This window comes from Pelomonas candidula (assembly GCF_043555985.1).
Lineage (GTDB): Bacteria > Pseudomonadota > Gammaproteobacteria > Burkholderiales > Burkholderiaceae_C > Pelomonas > Pelomonas candidula.
Window position 1 is genome coordinate 250,108 of sequence record NZ_JBIGIC010000004.1, and the last position, 22,905, is coordinate 273,012.

The window sequence follows — 22,905 nt, forward strand, 5'->3', positions numbered from 1 at the left end:
TCATCCGGCCATGAAGCTCGTCCCGATCCAACAGGTAGGTGGTCACATCAAGTCTGGCGCACCGCTGCCGTTCGGCGTGCGCGACGCCGAAGGCAAGCTGCTGCTGGCCAAGGGGCAGATGGTGCCCACCGACCAGACGCGCGAGGCGCTGCTGAACCGCGGCGTGTTCGTCGACCTGGACGAACTGCGCGACGCCTCGGTACGCAGCCATGACAGCGGTGCCGGCATGGAGGACTTCTTTGCGCGCTGGGAAGCGTTGCAGACCCGGCTGGGCGTGTTGCTGCGTGCGCCGCAGGAGCCGCTCTTCCTGCCGCGCGTGAAGGAATGCGCCGCCCACCTGATCGGCTGGGCCGAGCGCTTCGCGGACCAACTGTTGTTCGTCGTGATCCAGCACGACCACGCGCGCCACGAGGTCTATGGCCTCGCGCACCTGCAGCACGCGGCGGCCGTCTGCGCGCTGCTGTCGCGCCGGCTGGGCTGGGCACCCGAGCGCCAGCGCAGCATCGTCGGGGCCGCGTTGACGATGAACCTGCCCATCATCGACCTGCAGGGGCGCCTGGCGTCACGCGGCGGCAAGCTGCTGCCGCCGCAGCGGGCGGCCATCAACCGCCACCCGGACGAGGCGGTCGTGCTGCTGCGCGAGGCGGGTCTGGACGACGCGGAATGGCTGTCGGCCGTGGCCCAGCATCACGAGCAACCCGGTGGCGGTGGCTATCCGTTGGGGCTCGGCGAGCCTTCCGAGGCGGCGCAGTTGCTGCGCATGGTCGACATCTTCCTGGCCAAGCTCGCCAGCCGCGGTGGGCGGCCGGGCCTGACCGCGCCGTTGGCGGCCAAGGCGCTCTACACCGGCAGCAACGGCCATGCGTTTGCGGCGCTGCTGGTCAAGGAGTTCGGCATCTATCCGCCCGGCACGCTGGTCAGGCTGGCCAGCGGGGAGGTGGCGGTGACGGTGCGTCGTGGCGCATCAGGCAGTACGCCTGTCGTCAGCGCGGTGATGAATCGACATGGAGATGCACTAGGCTCTCCAATACGGCGCGACACCTCGTTGGCAGAACATACCATCGCGGCCGTCGCCTCGGCGCAGATGCTGCGCGTGAAGCTCAGCCCGCATCAGCTCTATGACCGTCGCTACGAGGCGTGAGCATCCGGGCCGATAGGCTGAATCAATAGCTTCGATTTGATTAAAGTTTTCAACTGAAAACCAGTCTTCGATATAGTTCTTCCTATCCCATCACCCCACCCCCAACACGGAGCGTTCCATGTCCCTGATCAACACCCAAGTCCAGCCCTTCAAGACCGAAGCCTTCCACAACGGCAAGTTCATCACCGTCAGCGACGAGACGCTGAAGGGCAAGTGGTCCGTGCTGATCTTCATGCCGGCAGCCTTCACGTTCAACTGCCCGACCGAAGTCGAAGACGCGGCCGACAACTACGCCGAGTTCCAGAAGCTGGGCGCCGAGGTCTACATCGTCACGACCGACACGCACTTCTCGCACAAGGTGTGGCACGAGACCTCGCCGGCCGTCGGCAAGGCCAAGTTCCCGCTGGTGGGCGACCCGACCCACACGCTGACCAACGCCTTCGGCGTGCACATCCCCGAGGAAGGCCTGGCGCTGCGCGGCACCTTCGTCATCAACCCGGAAGGCCAGATCAAGACGGCCGAAGTGCACTCCAACGAGATCGCCCGTGACGTCAAGGAAACGCTGCGCAAGCTGAAGGCCGCCCAGTACACCGCCGCTCACCCGGGTGAAGTCTGCCCGGCCAAGTGGAACGATGGCGCCAAGACCATCGCTCCGAGCCTGGACCTGGTCGGCAAGATCTAACTTATGAACTTGCGGGTTGGACCTTGTCGCGCAGCGGCAAGCTCCGACCTCAACTGATCAAGATGCTGTTCGCAAGGGGCCCGGGAGGGCTCCTTCCTTCCGCAGAGCCTCACAGGTTCTGCTGAAAGGGCCTCCACCCCCGGGGACCCTTTCAGCAGTGGCCCGTCTCGCCACGCCTCACTGAAAGGAAGTCACCATGTTGGACGCCGCACTGAAGACCCAGCTCCAGGGCTATCTGGACCACGTCAAGGTCCCCTTCGAGATCATCGCCTCGCTGGACAACTCCGCATCCAGCGACGAGATGCGCGAGTTGCTCGAAGAGATCGCCGGCATGAACGACAAGATCTCGTTCCGTGCCGATGGCGTTGACACGCGCACGCCGTCCTTCCTGCTGCGCCGCACCGGTACCGAGCAATCGCTGCGCTTCGCCGCCATTCCGCTGGGCCATGAATTCACGTCGCTCGTGCTTGCGCTGCTGTGGACCGGCGGCCATCCGCCCAAGGTCGAGCAGGCACAGATCGACGCCGTGAAGGCGCTGGACGTCGACCTCGACTTCGAGATCTACATGAGCCTGACCTGCCACAACTGCCCAGACGTCGTGCAGGCACTGTCGCTCATGTCCATCGTCAACCCGCGCATCCGCACGACGGTCATCGACGGCGGCTTGTTCCAGGCGGAAGTCGAGGCGCGCGACATCATGGCCGTGCCCAGCGTCTACCTGAATGGCGAGCATTTCGTCTCGGGCCGCATCAGCCTGGAAGAATTGATCGCCAAGCTCGACACCGGCTCGGCCGCGCGTGACGCGAAGAAGCTTGACGCCGAGAAGCCCTACGACATGCTCATCATCGGTGGCGGCCCGGCCGGCGCTGCGGCAGCCGTCTATGCGGCGCGCAAGGGCATCCGCACCGGCGTTGCGGCCGAGCGCTTCGGCGGCCAGGTGAACGACACGCTGGGCATCGAGAACTACATCTCGGTGTCAGTGACGGACGGCCCCAAGTTCGCCGCGGCGCTGGAAGGCCATGTGAAGGACTACCAGGTCGACATCCACAACCTGCAGCGCGCCGAGAAGCTCATTCCTGCCGCGCAGCCGGGCGGCCTCGTCGAGGTGGAACTGGCGAATGGCGCCAAGCTCAAGGGCAAGACGGTCATCCTGTCGACCGGCGCGCGCTGGCGCAACGTCAACGTGCCCGGCGAGGCCGAGTACAAGAACAAGGGCGTGGCCTACTGCCCGCACTGCGACGGCCCGTTGTTCAAGGGCAAGCCGGTGGCGGTGATCGGCGGTGGCAACTCGGGCGTCGAGGCGGCCATCGATCTGGCCGGCATCGTGCGGCACGTGACGCTGATCGAGTTCGGCGCCGAGCTGCGGGCCGACGCGGTGCTGGTCAACAAGGCCAAGAGCCTGCCCAACGTCACCATCATCACGAACGCGCAGACCACCGAGTTCACCGGCAAAAACGGCAAGCTCGACGGCCTCAACTACACCGACCGTGTGACCGGCGAAGCCAAGCGCGTGGAGGTGGACGGCTGCTTCGTGCAGATCGGCCTGGTGCCCAACACCGAGTGGTTGCGTGGCACGCTGGAGCTCAGCAAGCACGGCGAGATCATCGTGGACGCCAAGGGCGCGACCTCGCTGCCCGGCGTGTTCGCCGCGGGCGACGTGACGACCGTGCCGTTCAAGCAGATCATCATCGCCGCCGGTGACGGCGCGAAGGCGGCTCTCGGCGCCTTCGACTACCTCATGCGCAGCTGAAGCGGTACGGCGCCGGGCCCGACCCGGCGCCTACACTGCCCGACAGCGCCCGCCAAGCGGCGCGTCAGGGAGCTTCCATGGAACTGGTCCTGCGGGTCCTGCAGGTCGCGCTGCTGCTGGCGCTGCTCGGACTGCTCTTCAGCGTCTTGCGGCACCAGCGCCGCACCAAGCGTGGTCAGGATGAACTGCTGCGTGAGCTGCAGCCAACGCTGGGAGCGCGGCGGTGGTTCCGGGTCAATGTGTCGCGCCCGGCGGCCTACCGGCGCGTCCTGAAGATGTTGCCCTTCGAAGGCAAGGGCCTGCTCATCGACGAGGGGGGACAGCTGCGGCTCTTGGCCGTGCTGCCGGGCAGCGGACGCCTGGAGCGGGTATGGCCCCTGCGGACGCAGGAGCTGCGCTGGGTGGGCAATGCCAGCCTGGGTGCCGGCAATCTGCACTGGTTGGCCCTGGGCCATGGGGAGGCTGGCGTGATGGTGTGCGCCGACACGGGGATGAATGCCCTGCAGTCCCGCGAAGCCACGGCCGACATCCTGCGTGCGCTGCTGCCTGGCGAGGCGTTGGTCGCCGCTGCGCTGACCGACTTCGCGCTGGAGAAGAACCGCACGGCGCTGGTCACCTGCGCCCTGTTCCTGGCGGTGCTCTGCCTGACCCTGCTGGACATGGCCCTGAGCGAGCATGAGCTGCTGTCGCCGCGCCACCTGTACCTGATCACCGCGGCGCTGGGCCTGTCCGGGCTACTGGCTTATCCGCTGATGGTGGCCCGGCGCGTGCCTGCCCGCGAGGCCATGGTGGTCAGCGGGCTGCTGGCCATCGCGCTGTGCGGCGGCCTCACCCGTGGTGCGTTGCGGTTGGACCAGTGGCTGGCCGGTAGCGCCGTCGCCACCGACTACAGGCTGGAAGGCCGCGCGAGGCTCGTGCCGGTGCAGCCGGGGCCGCCCGCCGTGTCGCTGCCGCAGGTGCGGGACTACTGGGACCAGTTCGACCCCGGTACCGTGCACACGTTGGACATCGTCCACGGCCCGCTGGGCCTGTGGCAGCTTGACCGCAGCCGCCTCAACGCTGCCACCCGCGATTGGTACCGGCGGGACGACGCAGCAACACCGCCCGCCACCACCGGTTCGTCGGCCGCCGGGCGCTGAGGCTCAGCGCAGCGTGTAGCCGCGCGCGTCCATGCAGGCGTCGACGGCGCGGTTGAAGACGCTGGTGTCGTTCATCGCGGACGGCTGTGTGGTCGCCCAGCGATTGCAGTCGCGGTGGTCGGCCTCCAGCTGGACGTTGCTCTGACCGTTGCGCGGGTAGATGACCGGTTCAGTGGCACGGCTGGGTGCGACGTAGGCAGGGGGCGGAGCGACATAGACCGGGGGCGGCGGCAGTGGGGCCGGCGGTGGCACATAGACCACGTCGGGCGCCCGGTCGGCTTCGTGGGCCAGCGCGATCAGCGGCAGCGCCACGGCCAGGCCAAATACCAGCCCGCCGAGGCCGATGCCGTCGTGATGGTGGTAGCGCGGCGGCTCGTAATAGCCACGCGGGCCGGCGCTGGCGGCACCCGTGGCGGCCACCAGCGCGGCAACGATCAGCGTACGGGCAAGAGTTTTCACGGCGGACTCACTGAGCGGTTGAATGCATTCATTTAACGCCTTCTGCCGCCCCCGGTTTACGCCGCCGCTTGTAAAGATCCGCGCTGTTACAGCCTCGGCTCATCGGGCTCGGGCGGGCGGACTTTGAACAAACGACGGTGTCGAGCCGCGTGGCATGCTCTTGAAAGGAGTGCTCAGAGCGGCCGGACCTGCAGCGCGCGGCGCGTCTGCCACAGGCCTTCGGCGCTGTAGACCGCCAGCGCGCTCCAGATGAAGCCGAAGGCGACCAGTCGTGTGGCACTCATCGGCTCTCTGAACAGGAACACGCCCAGCAGGAACTGCAGCGATGGCGACACGTACTGCACCAGGCCCAGCGTCGCCAGCGGGATGCGCCGCGCGCCGGCCGCGAACAGCAGCAGCGCGCCGGCCGTCACCGGGCCGGTGCCGACCAGCCAGGCCCAGTCCACCGCCGTCTGCCCGGCCAGGTCGCCCGCCTGCCACCAGAAGGCCAGCCCGGCGGCCGCCAGCGGCGCGAGGATCAGGGTCTCCAGCGTCAGCCCCTCGATGGCGCCCAGCGTGGCCGTCTTGCGCATCAGGCCGTAGAGGCCGAAGCTCAGGGCCAGCACCAGCGCGATCCACGGCAGCCGCCCGGCGGCAAACGTCAGCCACAGCACGCCGAAGGCCGCCAGCCCGACGGCCAGCCACTGCACCGGCCGGGGCCGCTCATGAAGCACGGCAAACCCCAGCGCCACGTTCACCAGCGGGTTGATGAAATAGCCCAGGCTGGCGTCGATGACATGGCCGTGGCCCACGGCCCAGACGTAGGCCAGCCAGTTGACGGCGATCAGCGCCGCCGACAGCGCAAAGCGCCGCCATGTCGCCGCGCTGACGCCGCGCAGCCACTTCAGGTGACCCGTCGCCAGCAGCACGACCACCACGAAAGCCAGCGACCACAGCGTGCGGTGGGCCACGATCTGCAGTGCCGGGATGGCCGCGATCTGGCGGAAGTAGAGCGGGAACAGCCCCCAGCTCAGGTAGGCGCCGAGGGCGAAGAAGACACCGGAATTCATCGGGGCATTCTCATTGAGGGTTATTCCGGGTGCTTCAGTCGGGGCATCGCCGTCGAATTCGGCCCGTCTCGTTCGTCGTCCAGCAATGAAACCCCCACGCTCGCTCCGTTCGCTGCTCCCCGAGGGGGCGCGTCAGTGGCTTCGGATGGCCGGGCGCCACTGACATGGCCCGCATCGAATTCACACCCCAGCTGCGCCGCTTCGTCGACACCCCCGTCATCGACACGCCGGCGACCGTGCTGCGAGCGGGCCTCGATGCCGCCTTCGACATCAACCCTCGGCTGCGCGGCTACATCCTCGACGACCAGGGCCACCTGCGGGTCAACGTCGTCGTCTTCATCGACGGCCGGCGCGTGCGCGATCTGCGCGGGCTGACTGATCCCCTCGGGCCCGACAGCCGGGTCCATGTCCTGCAAGCACTCTCGGGAGGCTGATGCCATGACTCGACAAGACCGCGCCTGGGCCGCGACCCGCAAAGGCCTCTTCGAACTGCGCCGCCGCGGCGGTGCCTGGCAGGTGGAGAGGCTCAGCTTCGTCGCCGACCCCGTCACGATGCTGCTGCCGCCCGACGACTCGGGCCGCATGCTGGCGGGGCTCAACCTGGGCCACTTCGGCGCCAAGCTGCACGCCAGCGACGACGCCGGCCAGACCTGGCGTGAAGTCACCGCGCCCAGCTTCCCGCCGCAGCCGGAGGGCGCCGAGGGCCCGGCGTGGAAGCTCGACCAGGTGTTCGCGCTGGAGCGCGCCGGCGACGCGATCTGGTGCGGCAGCGTGCCGGGTGGGCTGTTCGTCAGCCGCGACGGCGGCGAGTCCTGGCAGCTCGACGAGACGCTGTGGCGCGACCCGCGGCGCGAGCAGTGGATGGGCGGCGGTAACCCCGCGCCGGCGCTGCACTCCATCTGCCCGCACCCGACACGGCCGGACGAGCTGCTGGTCGGCGTGTCCTGCGGCGGCGCCTGGCGCACGACCGACGGCGGCGCCAGCTGGCATCTTCGTGCCAAGGGTATGCGCGCCGACTTCATGCCACCCGAGCTGGCCGGCGACGAGAACTCGCAGGACCCCCACCTCATCGCCCGCTGCCGCGACCAGCCCGACGTGCTCTGGTGCCAACACCACTGTGGCATCTTCCGCTCGGCCGACAACGGCGCCACGTGGGTCGAGACGCGAGCCCTGCCGTCCAGCTTCGGCTTCGCCGTCGCCGCGCATCCCGGCGACCCCGACACCGCCTGGTTCGCGCCGGCCGTCAAGGACGAGCGCCGCATCCCCGTCGACGCCGCGCTGTGCGTGACGCGCACGCGCGACGGCGGCAAGACCTTCGATGTCTTGCGCACGGGGCTGCCGCAGCAGCACTGCTACGACCTCATCTACCGCCACGGCCTGGCCGTGGATGACAGCGGCGAGCAGCTCGTCATGGGCTCCACGACCGGCGGCTTGTGGGCCAGCGGCGACGCGGGCGACAGCTGGCAGACCGTCTCCGCCCACCTGCCGCCCATCTACGCCGTCAAGTTCGGCTGACTTGTCCGCCGCAGGCCGAACTCCTAGCATGGCCGCACGACATCTTGAGGAGACGGGTCATGGACAGCGGCACTTGGGGTGAAGGTGGGGGCGCTCGTGAGAGCGCACGTCAGGCGTCCTGGCGCGAGGCGGACCGACTGATGCTGATGGGCCTGGCTCTGCACGTGCTGATCGCACTGGCGCTGGGGTTCTATTTCGACGGCATTGGACTGGCGATCGGTGTCAGCGTCGTCGTGGTCGGCGTGGCGGCGGCGGCCTACGCGACGGCGGGCGGCACGGCGCTGGCAGCGCACACGATGGCCGTCACGTCGATGGCCATGGTGGCGCTGCAGATCCAGCTCGCGCGCGGCATGCTGGAGTTCCATTTCGGCGTCTTCGTCACGCTGGCCTTCCTGCTGACCTACCGGCACTGGGCGCCCGTCATCACCGGCGCCGCGGCCATCGCAGTGCATCACGTGCTGTTCGACCGCCTGCAGGCCGGCGGCGTGGGCGTGTACTGCCTCACCGACCCGGGCTTCTCTCGTGTGCTCATCCACGCCGGCTACGTGGTAGGGCAGACGGCCTTCGAGGTGCTGATCGCGCTGCAGATGCACCGTCGCGCGGCCGAGCAGGCGGCGCTGGTCAACCTTGTCGAGCACCTGACGGCGCACGAGCGCATCAACCTCGACACGCGTCACGTCGAGCGCGCCGATGGCACGGCCGGACTGCTGCGCGGCGCGGTGGACCGCATCCATGGCGCCGTGCACCAGGTGCAGACGGCCGCCAAGAGCATCGACGGCGCCAGCGCCGAGATCGCGTCGGGCAACCAGGATCTGTCGGTGCGCACCGAGAAGATGGCGGCCAGCCTGCAGTCCACGGCGTCGTCGATGGACTCGCTGACGCTGGCCGTGCGCCAGACGGCTGACTCGGCCCGGCAGGCCCATGCGCTGGCCAGCGGCGCGGCAGACTCGGCCTCGCGCGGCTCTGGCGTCGTGCAACAGGTCGTGACGACGATGCAGGCCATCGACGCCAGCGCCGGACGCATCGCCGACATCACCGGGCTGATCGACTCCATCGCCTTCCAGACCAACATCCTCGCGCTGAACGCGGCCGTCGAGGCGGCGCGCGCGGGCGAGGAGGGGCGCGGCTTTGCCGTTGTCGCCTCCGAGGTGCGCAGCCTGGCGCAGCGCAGTGCCGACGCGGCGAAGGACATCAAGAGCCTCATCGCGCAGTCCACCGAGCAGGTGGCGGCCGGCTCGGGGCTGGTGGCGTCGGCGGGCGATGCCATGCGAGAGATCGCCGGCGCGGCCCAGCAGGTCGCCGAGCTGATTGGTGACATCGCGCGCTCGGCGTCGGAGCAGAGCGAGGGCATCGGCCGGGTCAACCAGGCCGTGGGCCAACTGGATCAGGTCACGCAGCAGAACGCGGCGCTGGTGGAACAGTCCGCCGCGGCGGCGGAAAGCCTGCGCGATCAGGCGCAGCGTCTGGCGGATGAGGTGAGCGTCTTCAACACCCGCGCGGCTTGATTGGACAGCCCCGTCCAGGCTTGCCTGCTGAACGCGTCAAGCCTGATCGGTCCCCCGAGGGAACGCCGATGCTTGCGGCATCGAGCCGCAAGCACATCGCCCGACGGGCCGGCTCGGGAGCGACCCAGCGCTCGGCCCTCAGAAGCAAGTCGTCAGTCTTCGCTGAGTTGCTTGCGGATGCGCGTCAGCTCGGCGCCGTCCAGCGTCGGTGCGGGGTAGCTCATCTTCAGCGCGCCGAGGTGCTCGACGATGACCTGCGACACGATGAGCCGCGCGTTGCGCTTGTCGTCCGCCGGCACCACGTACCAGGGCGCGTGCTCGCTGCTCGTGTGGCTCAGGGCCTCGCCGTAGGCCTTCATGTAGCCGGGCCAGTGCTCGCGCTCGGCGATGTCGTCGCGCGTGAACTTCCAGTTCTTGGCGGGGTCGTCCAGCCGCGCGAGGAAGCGCCGACGCTGCTCGTCGCGCGAGATGTGCAAGAAGAATTTGATGACGCGCGTGCCGTTGCGATGCAGGTGCTGCTCCAGGCCGTTGATGGAGGCGTAGCGCTCGTCCCAGAGCCGGGGCGGTTTCGCCGTGGTGGCGGGCAGCGATTGCGCCGCCAGGATCTCCGGGTGCACGCGCACGATCAGCACCTCCTCGTAGTAGGAGCGGTTGAAGATGCCGATGCGCCCGCGCTCGGGCAGGCACTGCGTCGTGCGCCACAGGAAGTCATGCTCCAGCTCCTGGGCGCTCGGGTGCTTGAAGCTGAAGACCTGGCAGCCCTGCGGGTTCACGCCCGACATGACGTGCTTGATGACGCCGTCCTTGCCCGCCGCGTCCATTGCCTGGAAGATCAGCAGCAGCGAGTAGCGGTTGTGCGCGTACAGCAGGTTCTGCAGCTCGGCGAGGCGGCCGACGTGGGCGGCCAGCTGCCGCTGGTAGTCGGCGTCGTCGCGGTACAGCGGCGCCACCGCGGTCGGCCAGTGCTTGAGCTTGACCTTCTGGCTTGGCGGCACGCGGCAGGCGGAGATGTCGATGGGCATGTCAGGGACCTGCGAGCTGTCGGAACCACAGACTAACGTCATGTGGCCCAGGTCGGTGTCAGACTCCGCCCTCCCAACACTCCGCTCCTTGTCGACGATGCTGCTGCGCGCCTCACTTCTGTCGCTGCTGGCCCTGGCCGGCCCGGCCGTCCACGCTGCCGATGACGACAAGCCGCCCGCCTACGAGCCGCGCGAGCACTACACGAAGTACGAGTACCGCATCCCGGTGCGTGACGGCAGGAAGCTCTTCACCGCCGTGTACGTCCCGAAGGACCAGAGCAGGCACTACCCCTTCCTGATGGTGCGCACTCCCTATGGTTGCGGCCCTTATGGCGTGGACCGCGGCGGCGTGCAGCATCTCGCGCCCAGTGAGGACTTCCTGAAGGCGGGCTACATCTTTGTCTGCCAGGACGTGCGCGGCCGCAATCAGTCCGAGGGCGAGTTCATCGAGATGACGCCGCACAAGCCCGTCAAGAAGACGCCCGCCGACGTCGACGAGAGCAGCGACACGCACGACTCCGTGCAGTGGCTGCTGGACCACGTGGCCGGCCACAACGGCCGCGTGGGCCTGTGGGGCATTTCCTATCCGGGCTTCTACACGTCGGCGTCCATCATCGATTCGCACCCGGCCATCAAGGCCGCGTCGCCGCAGGCGCCGGTGACGGACCTTTTCAAGGGTGACGACAGCTACCACGGCGGCGCCTTCATGCTGGCGGCCAACTTCGGCTTCTACACCGGCTTCAAGCCGCAGGCCACGCCGGTGCTGCCGCCCAAGCAGTGGCCGCAGTTCGACTGGGGCACGCTGGACGGCTACGAGTTCTACCTGCAGCAGGGCAACCTCGACGCGCTGTCGGCACGGATGGCGAAGGAGGGCGGCGCCAATCGCTACTTCGACGAACAGCTGGCCCACCCTGTCTACGACGAGTTCTGGCAGAGCCGCGCGATCACGCCGCACCTGAAGAACATCCACGCCGCTGTGCTGACCGTGGGTGGCTGGTTCGACGCCGAAGACCTCGCCGGCCCGCTGGCCACCTACCGCGCCATTGGCAGGCAGAGCCCTGCGACGGACAACCGCCTCGTCATGGGCCCGTGGGTGCATGGCGGCTGGGTCGGCGCGCCGGGCCGGCAGCTGGGTCGTGTGCAGTTCCAGCAACCCACGGCCGAGCAATTCCAGAAAGACGTGCTGCTACCGTTCTTCGAGCAATACCTGCGCGACGTGCAGCCCAAGGCGCCGATCGCGCGCGCCACGGTCTTCGAGACCGGCACCAACGTCTGGCGCCGCTACGACGCCTGGCCGCCCCGGGAGGCCAAGGCGCGCACGCTGTACTTCGCGCCCGGCGGCAGGCTCAGCTTCACGCCGCCGGCCGCCACGCAGCCGGAGTTCGACAGCTGGGTCAGCGACCCGAACAAGCCGGTGCCTTTCGTGGCCTACGCGTCGCTGGATGTGCCGCAGGAATACATGGTCAGCGACCAGCGCTTCGCCGCCACGCGACCCGATGTGCTGACCTTTCGCAGCGACGTGCTGGAAGACGACGTGACCGTCGCCGGCCCTGTCGTCGCGCGGCTGTTCGCGTCCACGTCGGGCACGGATGCCGACTGGGTCGTCAAGCTCATCGACGTCTACCCGCCCGAGCTGGAGGACGAGGCCGCCAAGAAGCGCAAGCCGCGCACGGAGGACGTCGAGCCGCAGGAGGCGCCGCTGGGCGGCTACCAGCAGCTGGTGCGCGGCGACCCGCTGCGCGGCCGCTACCGCCACAGCCTCGAGAAGCCGGAGGCGATGGTGCCCGGCCAGGTGGAGGAGCTGCGCGTGGCGCTGCAGGACGTGAACCACAGCTTCCGCCGCGGCCACCGCATCATGGTGCAGGTGCAGAGCAGCTGGTTCCCGCTCATCGACCGCAACCCGCAGACCTTCGTGCCCATCCGCAGCGCGAAGCCGCAGGACTTCCAGGCGGCAACGCAGAAGCTCTACCGCTGGCAGGGTCAGGCCTCGGGGCTGGAGCTGAAGGTCGTCGAGGCGCGCTGACGCCATCTCGGCGGCGGGCTATTCTTGGCGCGTGACCCGACGTTTGCTGAGCGTGCTGCTGCTGTCGATGCCGCTGCTGGCCGCAGCGGCTTGCGGCCGGCCGTGGCGCGTGCCGTTCGAGGACTGGCGGCCTTATTCCTTCATCGATGCCAAGGGTCACCACACAGGCCTCGAGGTCGAACTGCTGGCCACCCTGGCCCGCGAACTGGGCTGCTCCGTGGAGTATGTGCAGAACGTGCCGCGCAACCGGCGCCTGCCGATGCTGGCGACGGGGGAGCTGGATCTGCTGGTGGCGGCATCCCTCGACGGGCCATCACCCGAGATTGCCTGGTTCACGCGCCCCTACCGGCATGAGGAGTTCGCCGCCTTCGTGCGTGCGGGTGCCGCACCGGTGCCCGCGCCGCAGTCCCTCGACGACGTGCTGGAGGCCGGGCTGCACCTGCTGGCGCATCGTGGTCCCCGCATCGTGCCGCTGGTCGACCAGTTTGCCGCGCGTGGCCTGCTGACGCCCTTCGAGGACTACGCCAAGGGCGTGCGTCTGCTGGCGCTGGGCCGTGGTGATGTGCTGGTGGGCGATCACCTCGCGGTGCTGGACGCAGCTGCGGCCGCCGGTGTCAGCGTGGTGGAGCTGTCGCTGCCGGTGCGCCGCGACGTCGTCGCCTACAAGCTCAGCCGCAAGCGTTTCAGCGAGGCCGACGTGGTCCGCTTCAACGAGGCCATCCTGCGGCTGGACGCACAGGGGCAGTTGCAGCGCATCCGCGCCCGCTGGCTGCCCGCCGGGGCCCGCTGACGCGGGCGGTCAGTGCCGCGGCACGACGAGGATCTTGCCGTCGCGCTCGCCCGTTGCCGCGGCGGCGACGGCGTCCTGAATCTGTTCCACCGCGTAGGTCGCGTGGATGCGCGCCTTCAGCCGGCCGCCGGCGATGAGCTTCGTCAGCTCGCCGTACAGCGCCTGCTGCGCATCGCGCGGGGCGATGCGGAACCACTTGGCCAGCCAGAAGCCGCGCAAGGTCAGGTCGTTGAAGACGAAGGATTGCGGCGACACGACGCAGGGCTCGCCGCTCATCAGCCCGTAGTTGACGACGGTGCCGCCCTCGGCCACGCAGCTGGCCAGCCGGTTGGTGGCCTTGCCGCCGACAGCGTCGATGCCCAGGCGGATGGGGGCGCCTGACACGGCGTCCTTCACGCGCGAGGCGAGGTCGTCGCCATCCACCAGCACGATGTCACCACCATCGGCTTTCACGGCCGCTGCGGCGCCCTCGCGCCGCACGATGTTGACGGTGCGCAAGCCGCGCAGCCGCGCCAACTGCGTCAGGTAGCCGCCGACGCCGGAGTTGGCGACGTTCTGGATGACCCAGTCGCCGGGCTGCAGCGTGACGAACTCCGACAGCATCAGCGACGCGGTGGCGGGGTTCACGGTCAGCATGGACAGCTGTTGCGCGTCCGCCCCGGGCGGCAGCGGTACGAGGCGCTTGGCGTCGGCGATCAGGTGGCTGGCCCAGGTGCCGCTGCCGGCGGGCAGCAGCACGGTCTGGCCGGCAGCGAGGTGGCTCATGCCCTCGCCGACAGCGACGATGCGGCCCACGCCCTCGCTGCCGCCCACCGCGGGAAGGGGCGGCAGGATGCCGTAGCCGCCGGTCAGCATCAGCACGTCCGACGGATTGATGGGCGCGGCCAGCACGGCCACCAGCGCCTGGCCGGCGGCGGGAGACGGCGGCTCGAAGGGCACGGCCCGGATGACGTCCTGCGGCACCGGGCCGCGTTGCTCGTACTGCGCCTTGATGCCTGTGATCGCCATGCCGGTCTCCTGTCGGTGTTGGAGCCGTGGATTCTCGGCATGGCGGGCCCGGCACCGCAACCTCAGTTGCGGCACCGGGGGGGCTTCACGCCATCACTTCGCCGGGCTGCGGGCCAGGTGCTGCGTGACGGTCTGCATCACCAGGCCGTCGACCATGGGCTGGCGCAGGCCGATCTCGCGCGAGCCGCTGGTGGCGGTGAACGACGGGATCTTGGCGTAGCCGCAGGTCTGGCCGTTGCCGTCGCGCTCGGCGGTGGCCTGCACGGTCAGGCTGGTGTCGCCCAGCGCCGCGACGCTGGTGTCCGCCTGCATGCGGCGGGCAATGCTGCCGTCGTAGCCAGTGCCGTACAGGTAGGCCGTACCCACTGGTGCTCCGTCGGCCGGCACGGTCCAGCTCAGTGCTGCGCTGTCGAGCGCCGCAGCCAGCGCGGTGTTGGTCGGCTTCACGTACTCCAGCGCGTTGGCCGTGGGTTCGGCCCAGGGCAGCTTGGCGGCGAAGGCGGCCGACACGGGCTTGGTGACGGCGCGCACGGCGAAGGTGTCGGCCGGCGTGCTGGAGCCGGCCTTGAACACCTCGAACACGTAGCGCGCGAGCAGCGGGATCGTCGAGAGGTCGACGCCCGGCGACGGCGCGATCATGTTGGACCTGGACGTGCTGGGCGTGCCGTCGGCATTGCGGCCGCGCCACTCGTTGTAGAAGTCCGTGCCGGTGTAGGCGCTGCCGTTCTGTGCGACGCCCAGCGTGTAGCGATTGCTCGTCGCGCTGGTGGGCAGGGGCATCACCGTCGTGCCGGCGGCCGGCGTGGTGGGCAGAGTGCCGTCGTTGGAGTAGGTCGCCAAGTAGTCGCCCGTGCCGCAGGACGATGAGCGCGCCAGCACGATGCCGTTCGCCGGCAGGCCGGGGCCCTTCACGCGCACGGCGTAGACGGCGGCGCCATTGGGCCCGCTCTGGTTGAACGTCAGGTGGATGCGTGGCGAGTAGGCGTTGAACCAGCCGACGTTCTTGCCGGCGTCCGGTCCGTTGGCCGGCGTGAACGGGTTGGTGCTGAGGTCGGTCGAGCGCGCCATGCGGATGCTGATGCCGGCGTCGTACTTGCGCTGGTTGCCTTCGAGGGCCCAGACGCCCGACAGCTTGTGCGCCGTGTCGACGTAGCTGCCGCCGCCCTTGGGGCTGCTGTAGGTGAAGCGCACGATGGCGGTGTCGTCGCCCGCGTCCGTCTTGAAGAAGCCGAGCACTTCCGGCCGGCCCATCACGGCGCCGTCGGGGATGACGTTGTGCAGCTGCTTGCCCCAGTACTGCAGCAGCGTGTAGCCGTTGTGCAGGTAGTTGGCCGTGAAGCCGCTGATCTTGGCGCAGTCGCCGAGAAAGGCGGTGGGCGCGCCGCTGGTGTCGGTGCTCACGCGCTGTGCGGCGGGCAGGGCCAGGCATTTGTTGACGCTGGCCACCCAGGGGTCGAAGGCGGTGATGCCGTCGGTGACCGTCGGTGCCGGCAGCGCGGCCGGGGCAGCGGCGGTCGCGTCCTTCACGGTGGCCACCGTGCTGCTGGCGGCGCCGTCAGCGCTGGTGGACGCGGACACGCCGACGATGCGCAGCGTGACGCCGCTCTGGTCGATGGTCAGCTTCACCATGTCCAGCAGCTTGTCGGCGCTGCTGGTGCCGTCCGCGGTGAAGGTGGCCGTCACGGGGTCGTAGCCGGTGGCACCCAGGGCCGTTGCGACGTCCTTGACGATGGTCTTGACCAGGTCCTGGGCCTTCTGCAGCCGGGCCGGGTCGAGGCTCTTGAGCTTGTCGGCGCTGGCGAACTCGCCCGGCGTGCTGCCGTCGCTGGACGCGAGGGACACGATGGCATCGGTCAGCTGCGTGACGTTGGCATGGCCGGTCGATCCGGCCGTGATGTCGCTGGCCAGCAGCGCGTGGTAGACCCGCACGGCGTCTCCCGAGGCGGCGGTGGCCGTCACGAGCAGGGGGGCCTTCAGTCCGGTGACATCGGCCTTGTAGCTGCCAGCGTCGCTGGCGGTGACCGTGACCGTCTTGCCGTTCACGTCGGTGATCGTCACCTTGGCCTGGGCCAGCGGTGCCCCGTAGGCGGCGGTGCCGTCGAGGTAGGTGCTCGTGCTCGCCGTCGATGTGGCGGGGGCGCTGCTGGTGGTGCTGGTGGTGCTGCCACCACCACCGCCGCCGCAAGCCGCCAGGGTGGCGGCTGCCACGGCGGCCAGAGTCATGCCATGTCGTTGAACATGCCGTTGAATCATCGCGATCTCTCCCTGAGATGAAGTTTTGTTGCGGACGCGATGCTAGGAGCGGCGGGTGACATGAAATCCCGTCGTTACCGCCGGGGCGTGCGCGCGATGTCACGCGCGCTCGACCGGTGCGGAGTCAGACAGTTAGCGGACAGCCTGGCTCGGGGGCGGCCTCCAGCCGCAGCGGCGCGCCGCTGACCGGATGCACCAGTTCGAGCCGCTGTGCGTGCAGCCACAGCCGGGCCTGCCCCAGGTGGGCCGCGACGGCGCGGTTCAGCGGGCCCTTGCCATGCGTGGCGTCGCCGAGGATGGGATGGGCGATGTGCTTCAGGTGGCGGCGGATCTGGTGTCGGCGACCCTGCAGCGGCTCGGCCTCCAGCAGCGCGACGCGCGTGGTCGCGAAACGCGGATCGGTGGCAACAGGCCACTCCCGCCGCTGCAGCACGCGCCAGCGCGTTTGCGCGTCCAGCATCGTCTGGCCCGCCGACGGCAGCTCCGGGTCGCGCGCCAGCGGGTGGTCCACGAGGCCTTCGTCTTCGGCCGGCCAGCCACGCACCAGCGCGAGGTAGCTTTTCGTCATGCGCCCCTGCTCGAACATCGCACCCAGCAACGATGCGATCTCCGCCGACAGCGCGAACAGCAGCACGCCCGATGTGCCGCGGTCCAGCCGATGCACGGGCCACACGGGCCGGCCCAACTGGTCGCGCAGCAACTGCAGCGCGGCTTCGTCCTCGTGCGCCGCGAGCTGCGTGCGGTGCACCAGCAGGCCTGGCGGCTTGTCGATGGCGACGAGGTGCTCGTCGACGTGCAGGACGGTCAGCGTCAAGAGAGGTCGCCGTCCACGTAGAACCACTCGCCGTGCTCACGCACGAAGCGGCTGACCTCGTGCAGCCGGTGTGCTCGCCCACCCAGCTTGCTGCGCGCGACGAACTCGACGGTGCCGTGGTCGGCGTCCTGCAGCGCGGTTTGCTTGACGTCGAGTCCCAGCCACTTCAGGCCGGGCTCGGGCGCGTCCAGCGACGCGGGGCGCGTGCTGGCGTGCCAACTGGCGAGCAGGTAGGGGCGCAGGTCCAGCACGAAGGCGGCATAGCGCGAGCGCATCAGCGCCTCGGGCGTCGGTGCTGCGAGCTTGCCACTGGCGGCGTGCTCGGCATGCCAGCGGCCGCAGCACGACGTGTAGGGCAGGGCGCTGCCGCAGGGACAGGGGAGCGAGGAAGTCATCGGGCTGAATAATGCCCGACACCGCGGTGAGACTTGGGTCAGCAGTTGATCTCACGCATTCAACCTGGCCGTCTCGAAATCATGCACCGACGAACCCTGTTGAGCGTTCCCCTTGTAGGCATCTGCCTGGCCGGCTGCGGCGCGCGCGAACGTCGGCAGGGCGAAGTCTTTGCGGCTTATCTGTGCACGCTCGCTGGTGTGCAGCCCTTTCCGGCGGCACTGCCGGATTGGGACCTGCCCAACGAGGCGTTCGAGCCGGCGCCGCGTTCGATTCATCGGTTGGTCGAGTCTCGCGTGGCAGCCGGGTGGCAGCGTTGGGGGTGGAAGAGCGCAGACGAGTTGAGAAAGACCCTGCCGGATGTCCAGCCAACGGCGGCGTTTGATCTGATGTCCCGCGTCGGCTCGACGGAGCCTGTCCACATCCCACCGGCCCTGCTGCCACCGGCCGTGAGCGTCGATTACGTCTCGCCGGCCGTTCTGAAGTCCATCTTCGACGGCACCGCGGACGGCTGGTCCAGGTTCCACGAAAGATTCCCTCGCGGCGGCCTGCTCACCGCGTTCTCGCCGGTCGGCTTCAGCGCCGATGGCAGCCAGGCCGTTTTCTACGCCGATGTGTCCTGCGGCTCGCTATGCGGCAGTGGCTACGGCGTGCTGATGCATCGGGTCAAGGCGGGTTGGCAGGTCGCCGATCACCGGCAGCTCTGGGTGAGCTGATCCGCACCAGTCGCTGCCGCCGATCAGGTCGGCTCCGTCGTCCACCTTGCCAGCTGCTGCAGCAGATCCGCCGCTCGCGCGTCGCCGGGCCTGAGCGCCTGGGCCGTCGCGATGCTGTTGCGCATCTCGGCCTCCAGCGCGGCCGAGCGGCCGTGTCGTTGCAGCACCGTCAGCGCAACGGCGGCGAAGTTCAGCAGCACGCGGGCGTTGCGCGGCATCGATGTCTTGGCGCTGCGCAGGCTCTCCAGCGCGGCTTGCGTGTCGCCCGCGGCCATCAGCTGCATGCCGTCCTTCATCGCGTTGGTGGCCTCGCGGCGCGCGGCGGCGACCAGCTCGCCGCCGGCAGCACCTTGGCCCAGGCGCTCGAAGCCGCCCTGCGTGCGCTTGAGCAGCCGCTCGTCGTCGTAGTGGTTGCGGGCCACGTGCTGCAGCAGCTGCGTGGCGGCGTCGGCCTGCTGGGACTCGATCAGCGTCTCGGCGATGCGGACTGCAGTGTCGGCCGCACCCGGCGAGCTCTCGTCCGCGCCCAGCGCCACCAGCTCGCCGGCCAGCTTCGCGGCGCCAGCCTTGTCGCCCTGCGCCTGCAGCGCGCGCACGGTCTCGGCCTTGCCCAGCAGCCGGGCGTCCTGGCTGTCGTAGCGCTGGCCCATCGTCGCGATCAGCTTCTGCGCCTCGCCGGGGTTGCCGGCCTCGGTGTGCAGCTTGGCCATGCCGAGGAAGGGTTCCAGGGCCTCCACGGCGCTGAACTCGGTCAGCTTGAGCGCGCGCGAGAAGGCCTTCGTCGCGAGGTCGTGCTGGCCCTGCGCCAGCGCCGCCACGCCCAGCGCCGACTGGCGGTGCGCGGAGTTGGGCGACAGGTTGACGGCGCGCTCCAGCACGGCGATCTGCTGCTGGCCCTGGCCTTGCGCCAACAGCACGCCGGCCAGCTCGTCGTAGGCCTCCAGGTACTGCGGGTGTTCGCGCACGGCGTCCTGCAGCAGCGCGAGTGCGCCGGCCAGGTCGCCGGCGTGCACGCGGGCCTGGGCCAGGCCCAGCTTGGCCCACGCGATGGGGCCGCGCTGCAGCACGCTCTCGTAGACGGCCTGGGCCTGGGGCCAGTCGTCCAGCTTCTGGTGCAGCTGAGCCTTCAGGCGCAGCACCTCGGACAGGCTCTTGGTGCCGGCGGCGATCTGTTCCTCGCAGAGCTGCAAGGCCTTCTTCCAGTCCTGCGCCTTCATCGCCGTAGCGATGCCGGCCAGCGCGGCCTTGCGCTCCACGAGCTTGAGCAGGCGTGTCTGCAGCAGGCTTTCGGTGATGGGCTTGAGCAGGTAGTCGTCCGGTGCCTCTTCGGCGGCGGCGGAGACCATGATGCTGGTCTTCTCGGCGGTGATCATCAGCCACACCGAGGCCGGGCCGATCCAGTTCTTGAGCCGGGCCTCTTCCAGCAGCTGCTGGCCGTTCTTGCCGGGGCCCAGGTTGTAGTCGCACATGACGACGCCGTAGCTCTTGGCGCTGAGCAGGGCGGTGGCCTCGCGGCCGTCCTTGGCGGTGTCGACCCGCGAGGCGCCGCAGCGCAGCAGCAGGCCCTTGAGCACGCTGCGCATGGCCTCGAAGTCTTCGATGAGCAGGAACTCGCTGCCGCGCAGCAGGTCCTCGGGGGCGGGGGGCTGGGGCTTCATGGCAGCTCGACGATGAAGTGGCCGCCGGCCAGGTCGTCGCCCGCCTTGCCGCCGTTTTCGAGCCGCGTGCTGCCGGTCTGCGCGCCGTGCTTGTGCATGCCGGCGGCCAGGCGGGAGAAGTACAGCCCGAGGCCCGTGCTGCCGGTGCGCGTGTCGATGCCCTGGCGCGACGGGAAGCCCTGTTCCAGCATGAAGGCGGGGAAGCCCTGGCCGTCGTCGGCAACCTCGATCTCCAGCCGGCCGTCGACCTCGCGCAGCGACAGCCGCACCGTCGTGCTCGCGTAACGCACGGCGTTGAACAGCGACTGCATGACGACGCTGCCGATCAGGTCGTGGTCGAAGATGCGGCCGTGCAGGCCGGGTTGCAGCTCGCACTGCAGCGTCAGGCCCTTGAGCTTGACGAGTGGCTGCACGCGGCCGACCAGTTCGGCGACGAACTCGTCCAGCGCCACCTCGGTCGGGTCGAAGGGATACATGCCTTCCTCGATCTTGAAGATGGCCATCAGCTGCACGAGGTTGCCGTTGACGCGCTGCGTCTCGTACAGCGCCTGGGCCGTGGACAGCGCCGCGGCGGAGGGGTGCTCGGCGTCCGTCTTGGACAGCTCGTGCAGCGCATCCTCCAGATACGCCGCGATCACGCTGACCGAGTTCTTCATGTCGTGGGCCGAGGCCGCCACGAAGGTGGAGATGTCCATCGCGCTCGCCTTTGTCGCTGCCCGCCCCGGTGGCGGCGCGGTTAGGACGACTTTACTTGCCCTGGCGGGCGCGACGCATGTCAGCGCGTGCGGGCGCGAGGGAAGGTGCGGATCAGCTCCTCCAGTGGCAGTGGCCGCCCCAGCAGAAAGCCCTGCCCGAAGCGGCAGCCGCAGGCGGCCAGCACGCCCAGCTGCGCCTGGCTCTCGATGCCCTCGGCGATGACCTCCAGCTGCAGGTGGTTGCCCAGGTTCACGATGGTCTGCGCGATGGCGCGGTCGCGGTCGCCGCTGGCGAGGTCGCGCACGAAGCTGCGGTCGATCTTCAGAGAGCTGATGGGCAGGCTCTTCAGCATGGCCAGCGACGAGTGGCCCATGCCGAAGTCGTCCAGCGAGATCTCGAAGCCGATCTCGCGCAGCTGGCGCATGACGCGCTTCACCTGCTCGGGCTGGCGCATCAGCATGCTCTCGGTCAGTTCCAGCACGACCTGCGAGGCCGGCACCGCCAGCTCGGCGGACATGGCCCGCAGCGTGTCGGGCAGCGCGCTGCTCGTGAACTCGGACGCGGCCATGTTGACGTGCACCTTCAGCGGCGCCAGCGCGCTGCCCTGCAGCGAGGCAAGGTCGCGCAGCGCCTGGCCCAGCACCCAGCGGCCGATGTCGATGATGAGGTCGCTCTGCTCGGCGATGGGGATGAAGACATCCGGCGGCACGACCTCGCCATCCGGCTTGCGCCAGCGGATCAATGCCTCCACGCCATGCAGCCCGCCCGACGCGATGTCGACGATGGGCTGGTAGGCCAGGTGCAGCTGGCCGGTCTGCAGCGCGTCGCGCAGCTCGGCCTCGATGGCCAGGCGCTGCGCCAGCCGCGCACGCTGCGCGGCCAGCGTGTCGGGGCTGCTGGTGGAGAACACGTTGCTGCCGTTGCGGCCGTTCTGCTTGACGCGGTACATGGCCGCGTCGGCGCTGCGCAGCAGCTCGGGGCCGGTCAGGCCGTTCTCCGGGAAGCGGCTGACGCCGATGCTGGCCGAGACGTTCAGCGCCACGTCCTCGTAGACGAAGGGCCGGTTCGCGGCGGCCAGCACGTTGTCCACCAGCGCGGCGAGGGCCCGTTCGTCGCCGCTGTCCGGCACCAGCACGGCGAACTCGTCGCCGCCCAGGCGGCCCACGCGGGCCGGCGGCGGCGCCAGGTCCAGCAGCCGCCGGGCGAAGCCCTGCAGCACCGCGTTGCCGGCCTCGTGGCCGAAAGCGTCGTTGATGGGCTTGAAGCGGTCCAGGTCGATGAACATCAGCGCGAAGCGCCCGCCCTGGCGCTGGCTGTGCGTGCAGTGGCGGTTGAGCTGGGCGTAGAAGTGGGCGCGGTTGTCCAGCTCGGTCATCTCGTCCACCTGGGCCAGGCGGTGGATGACGGCCTCGGTCTCCAGGCGCTGCGCGGTCTGCGCGATCAGCGCGCCGATGGTCGCCGAGACCTTGGGCAGCTGTGCATCGGGCTGGCGGGCCAGGCTGCTGTAGAACTCCAGCACGCCGGGGCGGTGGTGTTCGCCGTCGTCCGACGCGTAGGTGACCGGGAACACGTAGCCCGACCACAGGCCGCACATCTGTGCGCTGCCGCGGCGCAGGAAGCGCGCGTCGGTGCTCATGTCCTCGACCCATTCGGCCCGGCCGCTGGACCAGACGCGGCCCACCAGGCCCTCGCCCGGCGCCATGCCCAGCTCGGCGCTGACCTCGCTGAACTGCTCCAGGTCGCGGTCCGGCGGGTGCCAGAAGTGGCGGCAGCGCAGCTGGCCGTGCGCCGCGCCGCCCTCCTCCATGCTCCAGTAGGCACCCCAGTCCCAGCCGAGGTTGCGGCAGATGAGCTGGATGACGTTGGTGATGGCGTCTTCCAGCGTGTGGGTGCCGACGAGGTACTCGGTCAGCGCGTAGCCCAGGCGCTCGCGCACGGCGGCGTGGGTCAGGTCCGTGATGTCGTGCAGCAGGCCGCGGCGCCAGCGCGGGCGGGCCGGGTCCGGTGGCAGCGGCGTCACGCGCAGCCAGCGCATGCCACGCGCCAGGCCGATGACGCGGATGTCCAGCGGGCGCTCGCTCTGCACGCCGGTCCACAGGCGGATGAGCTCGGGGATGTCGTCCTCCACGACGTGGCCGAAGCAGGCGTAGAGGCTGTCCGCGGAGTCACCAGGCATCTCCAGGTACTCGGCGGCGACGGGGGACAGCAGGCTGTGGCCGGTCAGCGGGTCATGCCACCACTGGCCGAAACCGGCGGCACGTTCGAGCTCCGCCGGCAAGGCCGGGCCGGTGG

The 22,905-nt window shown here is 69.5% G+C and carries 20 protein-coding genes; 10 read left to right on the forward strand and 10 right to left on the reverse strand.

The window, feature by feature from the left end; translation table 11 throughout:
• The first annotated feature begins 10 nt into the window (after nucleotides 1-10).
• The 4 genes from ACG04R_RS09925 to ACG04R_RS09940 all read left to right on the forward strand — a co-directional run bounded on the left by ACG04R_RS09925 (nucleotide 11) and on the right by ACG04R_RS09940 (nucleotide 4,712).
• Nucleotides 11-1,141 carry an HD-GYP domain-containing protein gene (locus ACG04R_RS09925; RefSeq protein ID WP_394408960.1) on the forward strand — a complete coding sequence of 377 codons (1,131 nt, stop codon included), beginning with the start codon at nucleotides 11-13 and terminating at the stop codon, nucleotides 1,139-1,141.
• A 118-nt stretch (nucleotides 1,142-1,259) separates the two neighbouring features.
• Nucleotides 1,260-1,823, forward strand: coding sequence for an alkyl hydroperoxide reductase subunit C (gene ahpC, locus ACG04R_RS09930; RefSeq protein ID WP_394408963.1), 564 nt, complete (start codon nucleotides 1,260-1,262; stop codon nucleotides 1,821-1,823).
• Nucleotides 1,824-2,019: 196 nt separating this feature from the next.
• A complete protein-coding gene (gene ahpF / locus ACG04R_RS09935; protein WP_394408966.1) occupies nucleotides 2,020-3,573 on the forward strand; it encodes an alkyl hydroperoxide reductase subunit F in 1,554 nt (517 codons plus the stop codon).
• A gap of 77 nt (nucleotides 3,574-3,650) precedes the next feature.
• Nucleotides 3,651-4,712 (forward strand): hypothetical protein, encoded by a 1,062-nt coding sequence (locus ACG04R_RS09940; protein WP_394408969.1) that lies wholly within the window; start codon nucleotides 3,651-3,653, stop codon nucleotides 4,710-4,712.
• 3 nt (nucleotides 4,713-4,715) lie between these two features.
• On the opposite strand, the gene ACG04R_RS09945 is transcribed toward ACG04R_RS09940, so the two are convergent.
• Nucleotides 4,716-5,171 carry a hypothetical protein gene (locus tag ACG04R_RS09945; RefSeq protein WP_394408972.1) on the reverse strand — a complete coding sequence of 152 codons (456 nt, stop codon included), beginning with the start codon at nucleotides 5,169-5,171 and terminating at the stop codon, nucleotides 4,716-4,718.
• Nucleotides 5,172-5,344: 173 nt separating this feature from the next.
• Nucleotides 5,345-6,220, reverse strand: coding sequence for an EamA family transporter RarD (gene rarD, locus ACG04R_RS09950; RefSeq protein ID WP_394408975.1), 876 nt, complete (start codon nucleotides 6,218-6,220; stop codon nucleotides 5,345-5,347).
• Nucleotides 6,221-6,384: 164 nt separating this feature from the next.
• On the opposite strand from rarD, the gene ACG04R_RS09955 reads away from it, so the two are divergent.
• From ACG04R_RS09955 to ACG04R_RS09965, 3 genes are read left to right on the forward strand one after another with little or no spacing between them, the layout of a single operon-like run.
• A complete protein-coding gene (locus ACG04R_RS09955) occupies nucleotides 6,385-6,654 on the forward strand; it encodes a MoaD/ThiS family protein (RefSeq protein ID WP_394408978.1) in 270 nt (89 codons plus the stop codon).
• Between the two features lie 4 nt (nucleotides 6,655-6,658).
• A complete protein-coding gene (locus tag ACG04R_RS09960) occupies nucleotides 6,659-7,735 on the forward strand; it encodes a WD40/YVTN/BNR-like repeat-containing protein (protein ID WP_394408981.1) in 1,077 nt (358 codons plus the stop codon).
• 59 nt (nucleotides 7,736-7,794) lie between these two features.
• Nucleotides 7,795-9,240 (forward strand): methyl-accepting chemotaxis protein, encoded by a 1,446-nt coding sequence (locus tag ACG04R_RS09965; protein ID WP_394408984.1) that lies wholly within the window; start codon nucleotides 7,795-7,797, stop codon nucleotides 9,238-9,240.
• Nucleotides 9,241-9,392: 152 nt separating this feature from the next.
• Here the strand turns inward: ACG04R_RS09965 and ACG04R_RS09970 are convergent, their stop codons facing one another.
• The gene (locus ACG04R_RS09970; RefSeq protein WP_394408986.1) at nucleotides 9,393-10,262 is read right to left on the reverse strand and encodes an ADP-polyphosphate phosphotransferase; all 870 of its coding nucleotides are present in this window, start codon (nucleotides 10,260-10,262) and stop codon (nucleotides 9,393-9,395) included.
• 97 nt (nucleotides 10,263-10,359) lie between these two features.
• On the opposite strand from ACG04R_RS09970, the gene ACG04R_RS09975 reads away from it, so the two are divergent.
• Nucleotides 10,360-12,285: a CocE/NonD family hydrolase gene (locus tag ACG04R_RS09975; protein WP_394409606.1), complete on the forward strand. Its 1,926-nt coding sequence runs from the start codon at nucleotides 10,360-10,362 to the stop codon at nucleotides 12,283-12,285.
• A 31-nt stretch (nucleotides 12,286-12,316) separates the two neighbouring features.
• A complete protein-coding gene (locus ACG04R_RS09980; protein WP_394408988.1) occupies nucleotides 12,317-13,075 on the forward strand; it encodes a substrate-binding periplasmic protein in 759 nt (252 codons plus the stop codon).
• 9 nt (nucleotides 13,076-13,084) lie between these two features.
• Here ACG04R_RS09980 and ACG04R_RS09985 read toward each other — a convergent pair whose 3' ends face one another.
• The 4 genes from ACG04R_RS09985 to ACG04R_RS10000 form a co-directional block, all read right to left on the reverse strand.
• The gene (locus tag ACG04R_RS09985) at nucleotides 13,085-14,083 is read right to left on the reverse strand and encodes a zinc-dependent alcohol dehydrogenase family protein (protein ID WP_394408990.1); all 999 of its coding nucleotides are present in this window, start codon (nucleotides 14,081-14,083) and stop codon (nucleotides 13,085-13,087) included.
• A gap of 93 nt (nucleotides 14,084-14,176) precedes the next feature.
• A complete protein-coding gene (locus ACG04R_RS09990) occupies nucleotides 14,177-16,306 on the reverse strand; it encodes a hypothetical protein (RefSeq protein WP_394408992.1) in 2,130 nt (709 codons plus the stop codon).
• A gap of 154 nt (nucleotides 16,307-16,460) precedes the next feature.
• Nucleotides 16,461-17,150, reverse strand: coding sequence for a pseudouridine synthase (locus ACG04R_RS09995; protein ID WP_394408994.1), 690 nt, complete (start codon nucleotides 17,148-17,150; stop codon nucleotides 16,461-16,463).
• Nucleotides 17,147-17,545 (reverse strand): YchJ family protein, encoded by a 399-nt coding sequence (locus ACG04R_RS10000; protein WP_394408996.1) that lies wholly within the window; start codon nucleotides 17,543-17,545, stop codon nucleotides 17,147-17,149. The genes ACG04R_RS09995 and ACG04R_RS10000 overlap by 4 nt, the downstream gene beginning before the upstream one ends.
• Before the next feature lie 99 nt (nucleotides 17,546-17,644).
• On the opposite strand from ACG04R_RS10000, the gene ACG04R_RS10005 reads away from it, so the two are divergent.
• Nucleotides 17,645-18,259 carry a hypothetical protein gene (locus ACG04R_RS10005; protein ID WP_394408998.1) on the forward strand — a complete coding sequence of 205 codons (615 nt, stop codon included), beginning with the start codon at nucleotides 17,645-17,647 and terminating at the stop codon, nucleotides 18,257-18,259.
• 23 nt (nucleotides 18,260-18,282) lie between these two features.
• On the opposite strand, the gene ACG04R_RS10010 is transcribed toward ACG04R_RS10005, so the two are convergent.
• The 3 genes from ACG04R_RS10010 to ACG04R_RS10020 form a co-directional block, all read right to left on the reverse strand.
• Nucleotides 18,283-19,917: a tetratricopeptide repeat protein gene (locus tag ACG04R_RS10010; RefSeq protein ID WP_394409000.1), complete on the reverse strand. Its 1,635-nt coding sequence runs from the start codon at nucleotides 19,915-19,917 to the stop codon at nucleotides 18,283-18,285.
• A complete protein-coding gene (locus ACG04R_RS10015; protein ID WP_394409002.1) occupies nucleotides 19,914-20,612 on the reverse strand; it encodes a sensor histidine kinase in 699 nt (232 codons plus the stop codon). The genes ACG04R_RS10010 and ACG04R_RS10015 overlap by 4 nt, the downstream gene beginning before the upstream one ends.
• A gap of 80 nt (nucleotides 20,613-20,692) precedes the next feature.
• Nucleotides 20,693-22,891 carry a putative bifunctional diguanylate cyclase/phosphodiesterase gene (locus ACG04R_RS10020; RefSeq protein WP_394409004.1) on the reverse strand — a complete coding sequence of 733 codons (2,199 nt, stop codon included), beginning with the start codon at nucleotides 22,889-22,891 and terminating at the stop codon, nucleotides 20,693-20,695.
• Nucleotides 22,892-22,905: the final 14 nt, after the last annotated feature.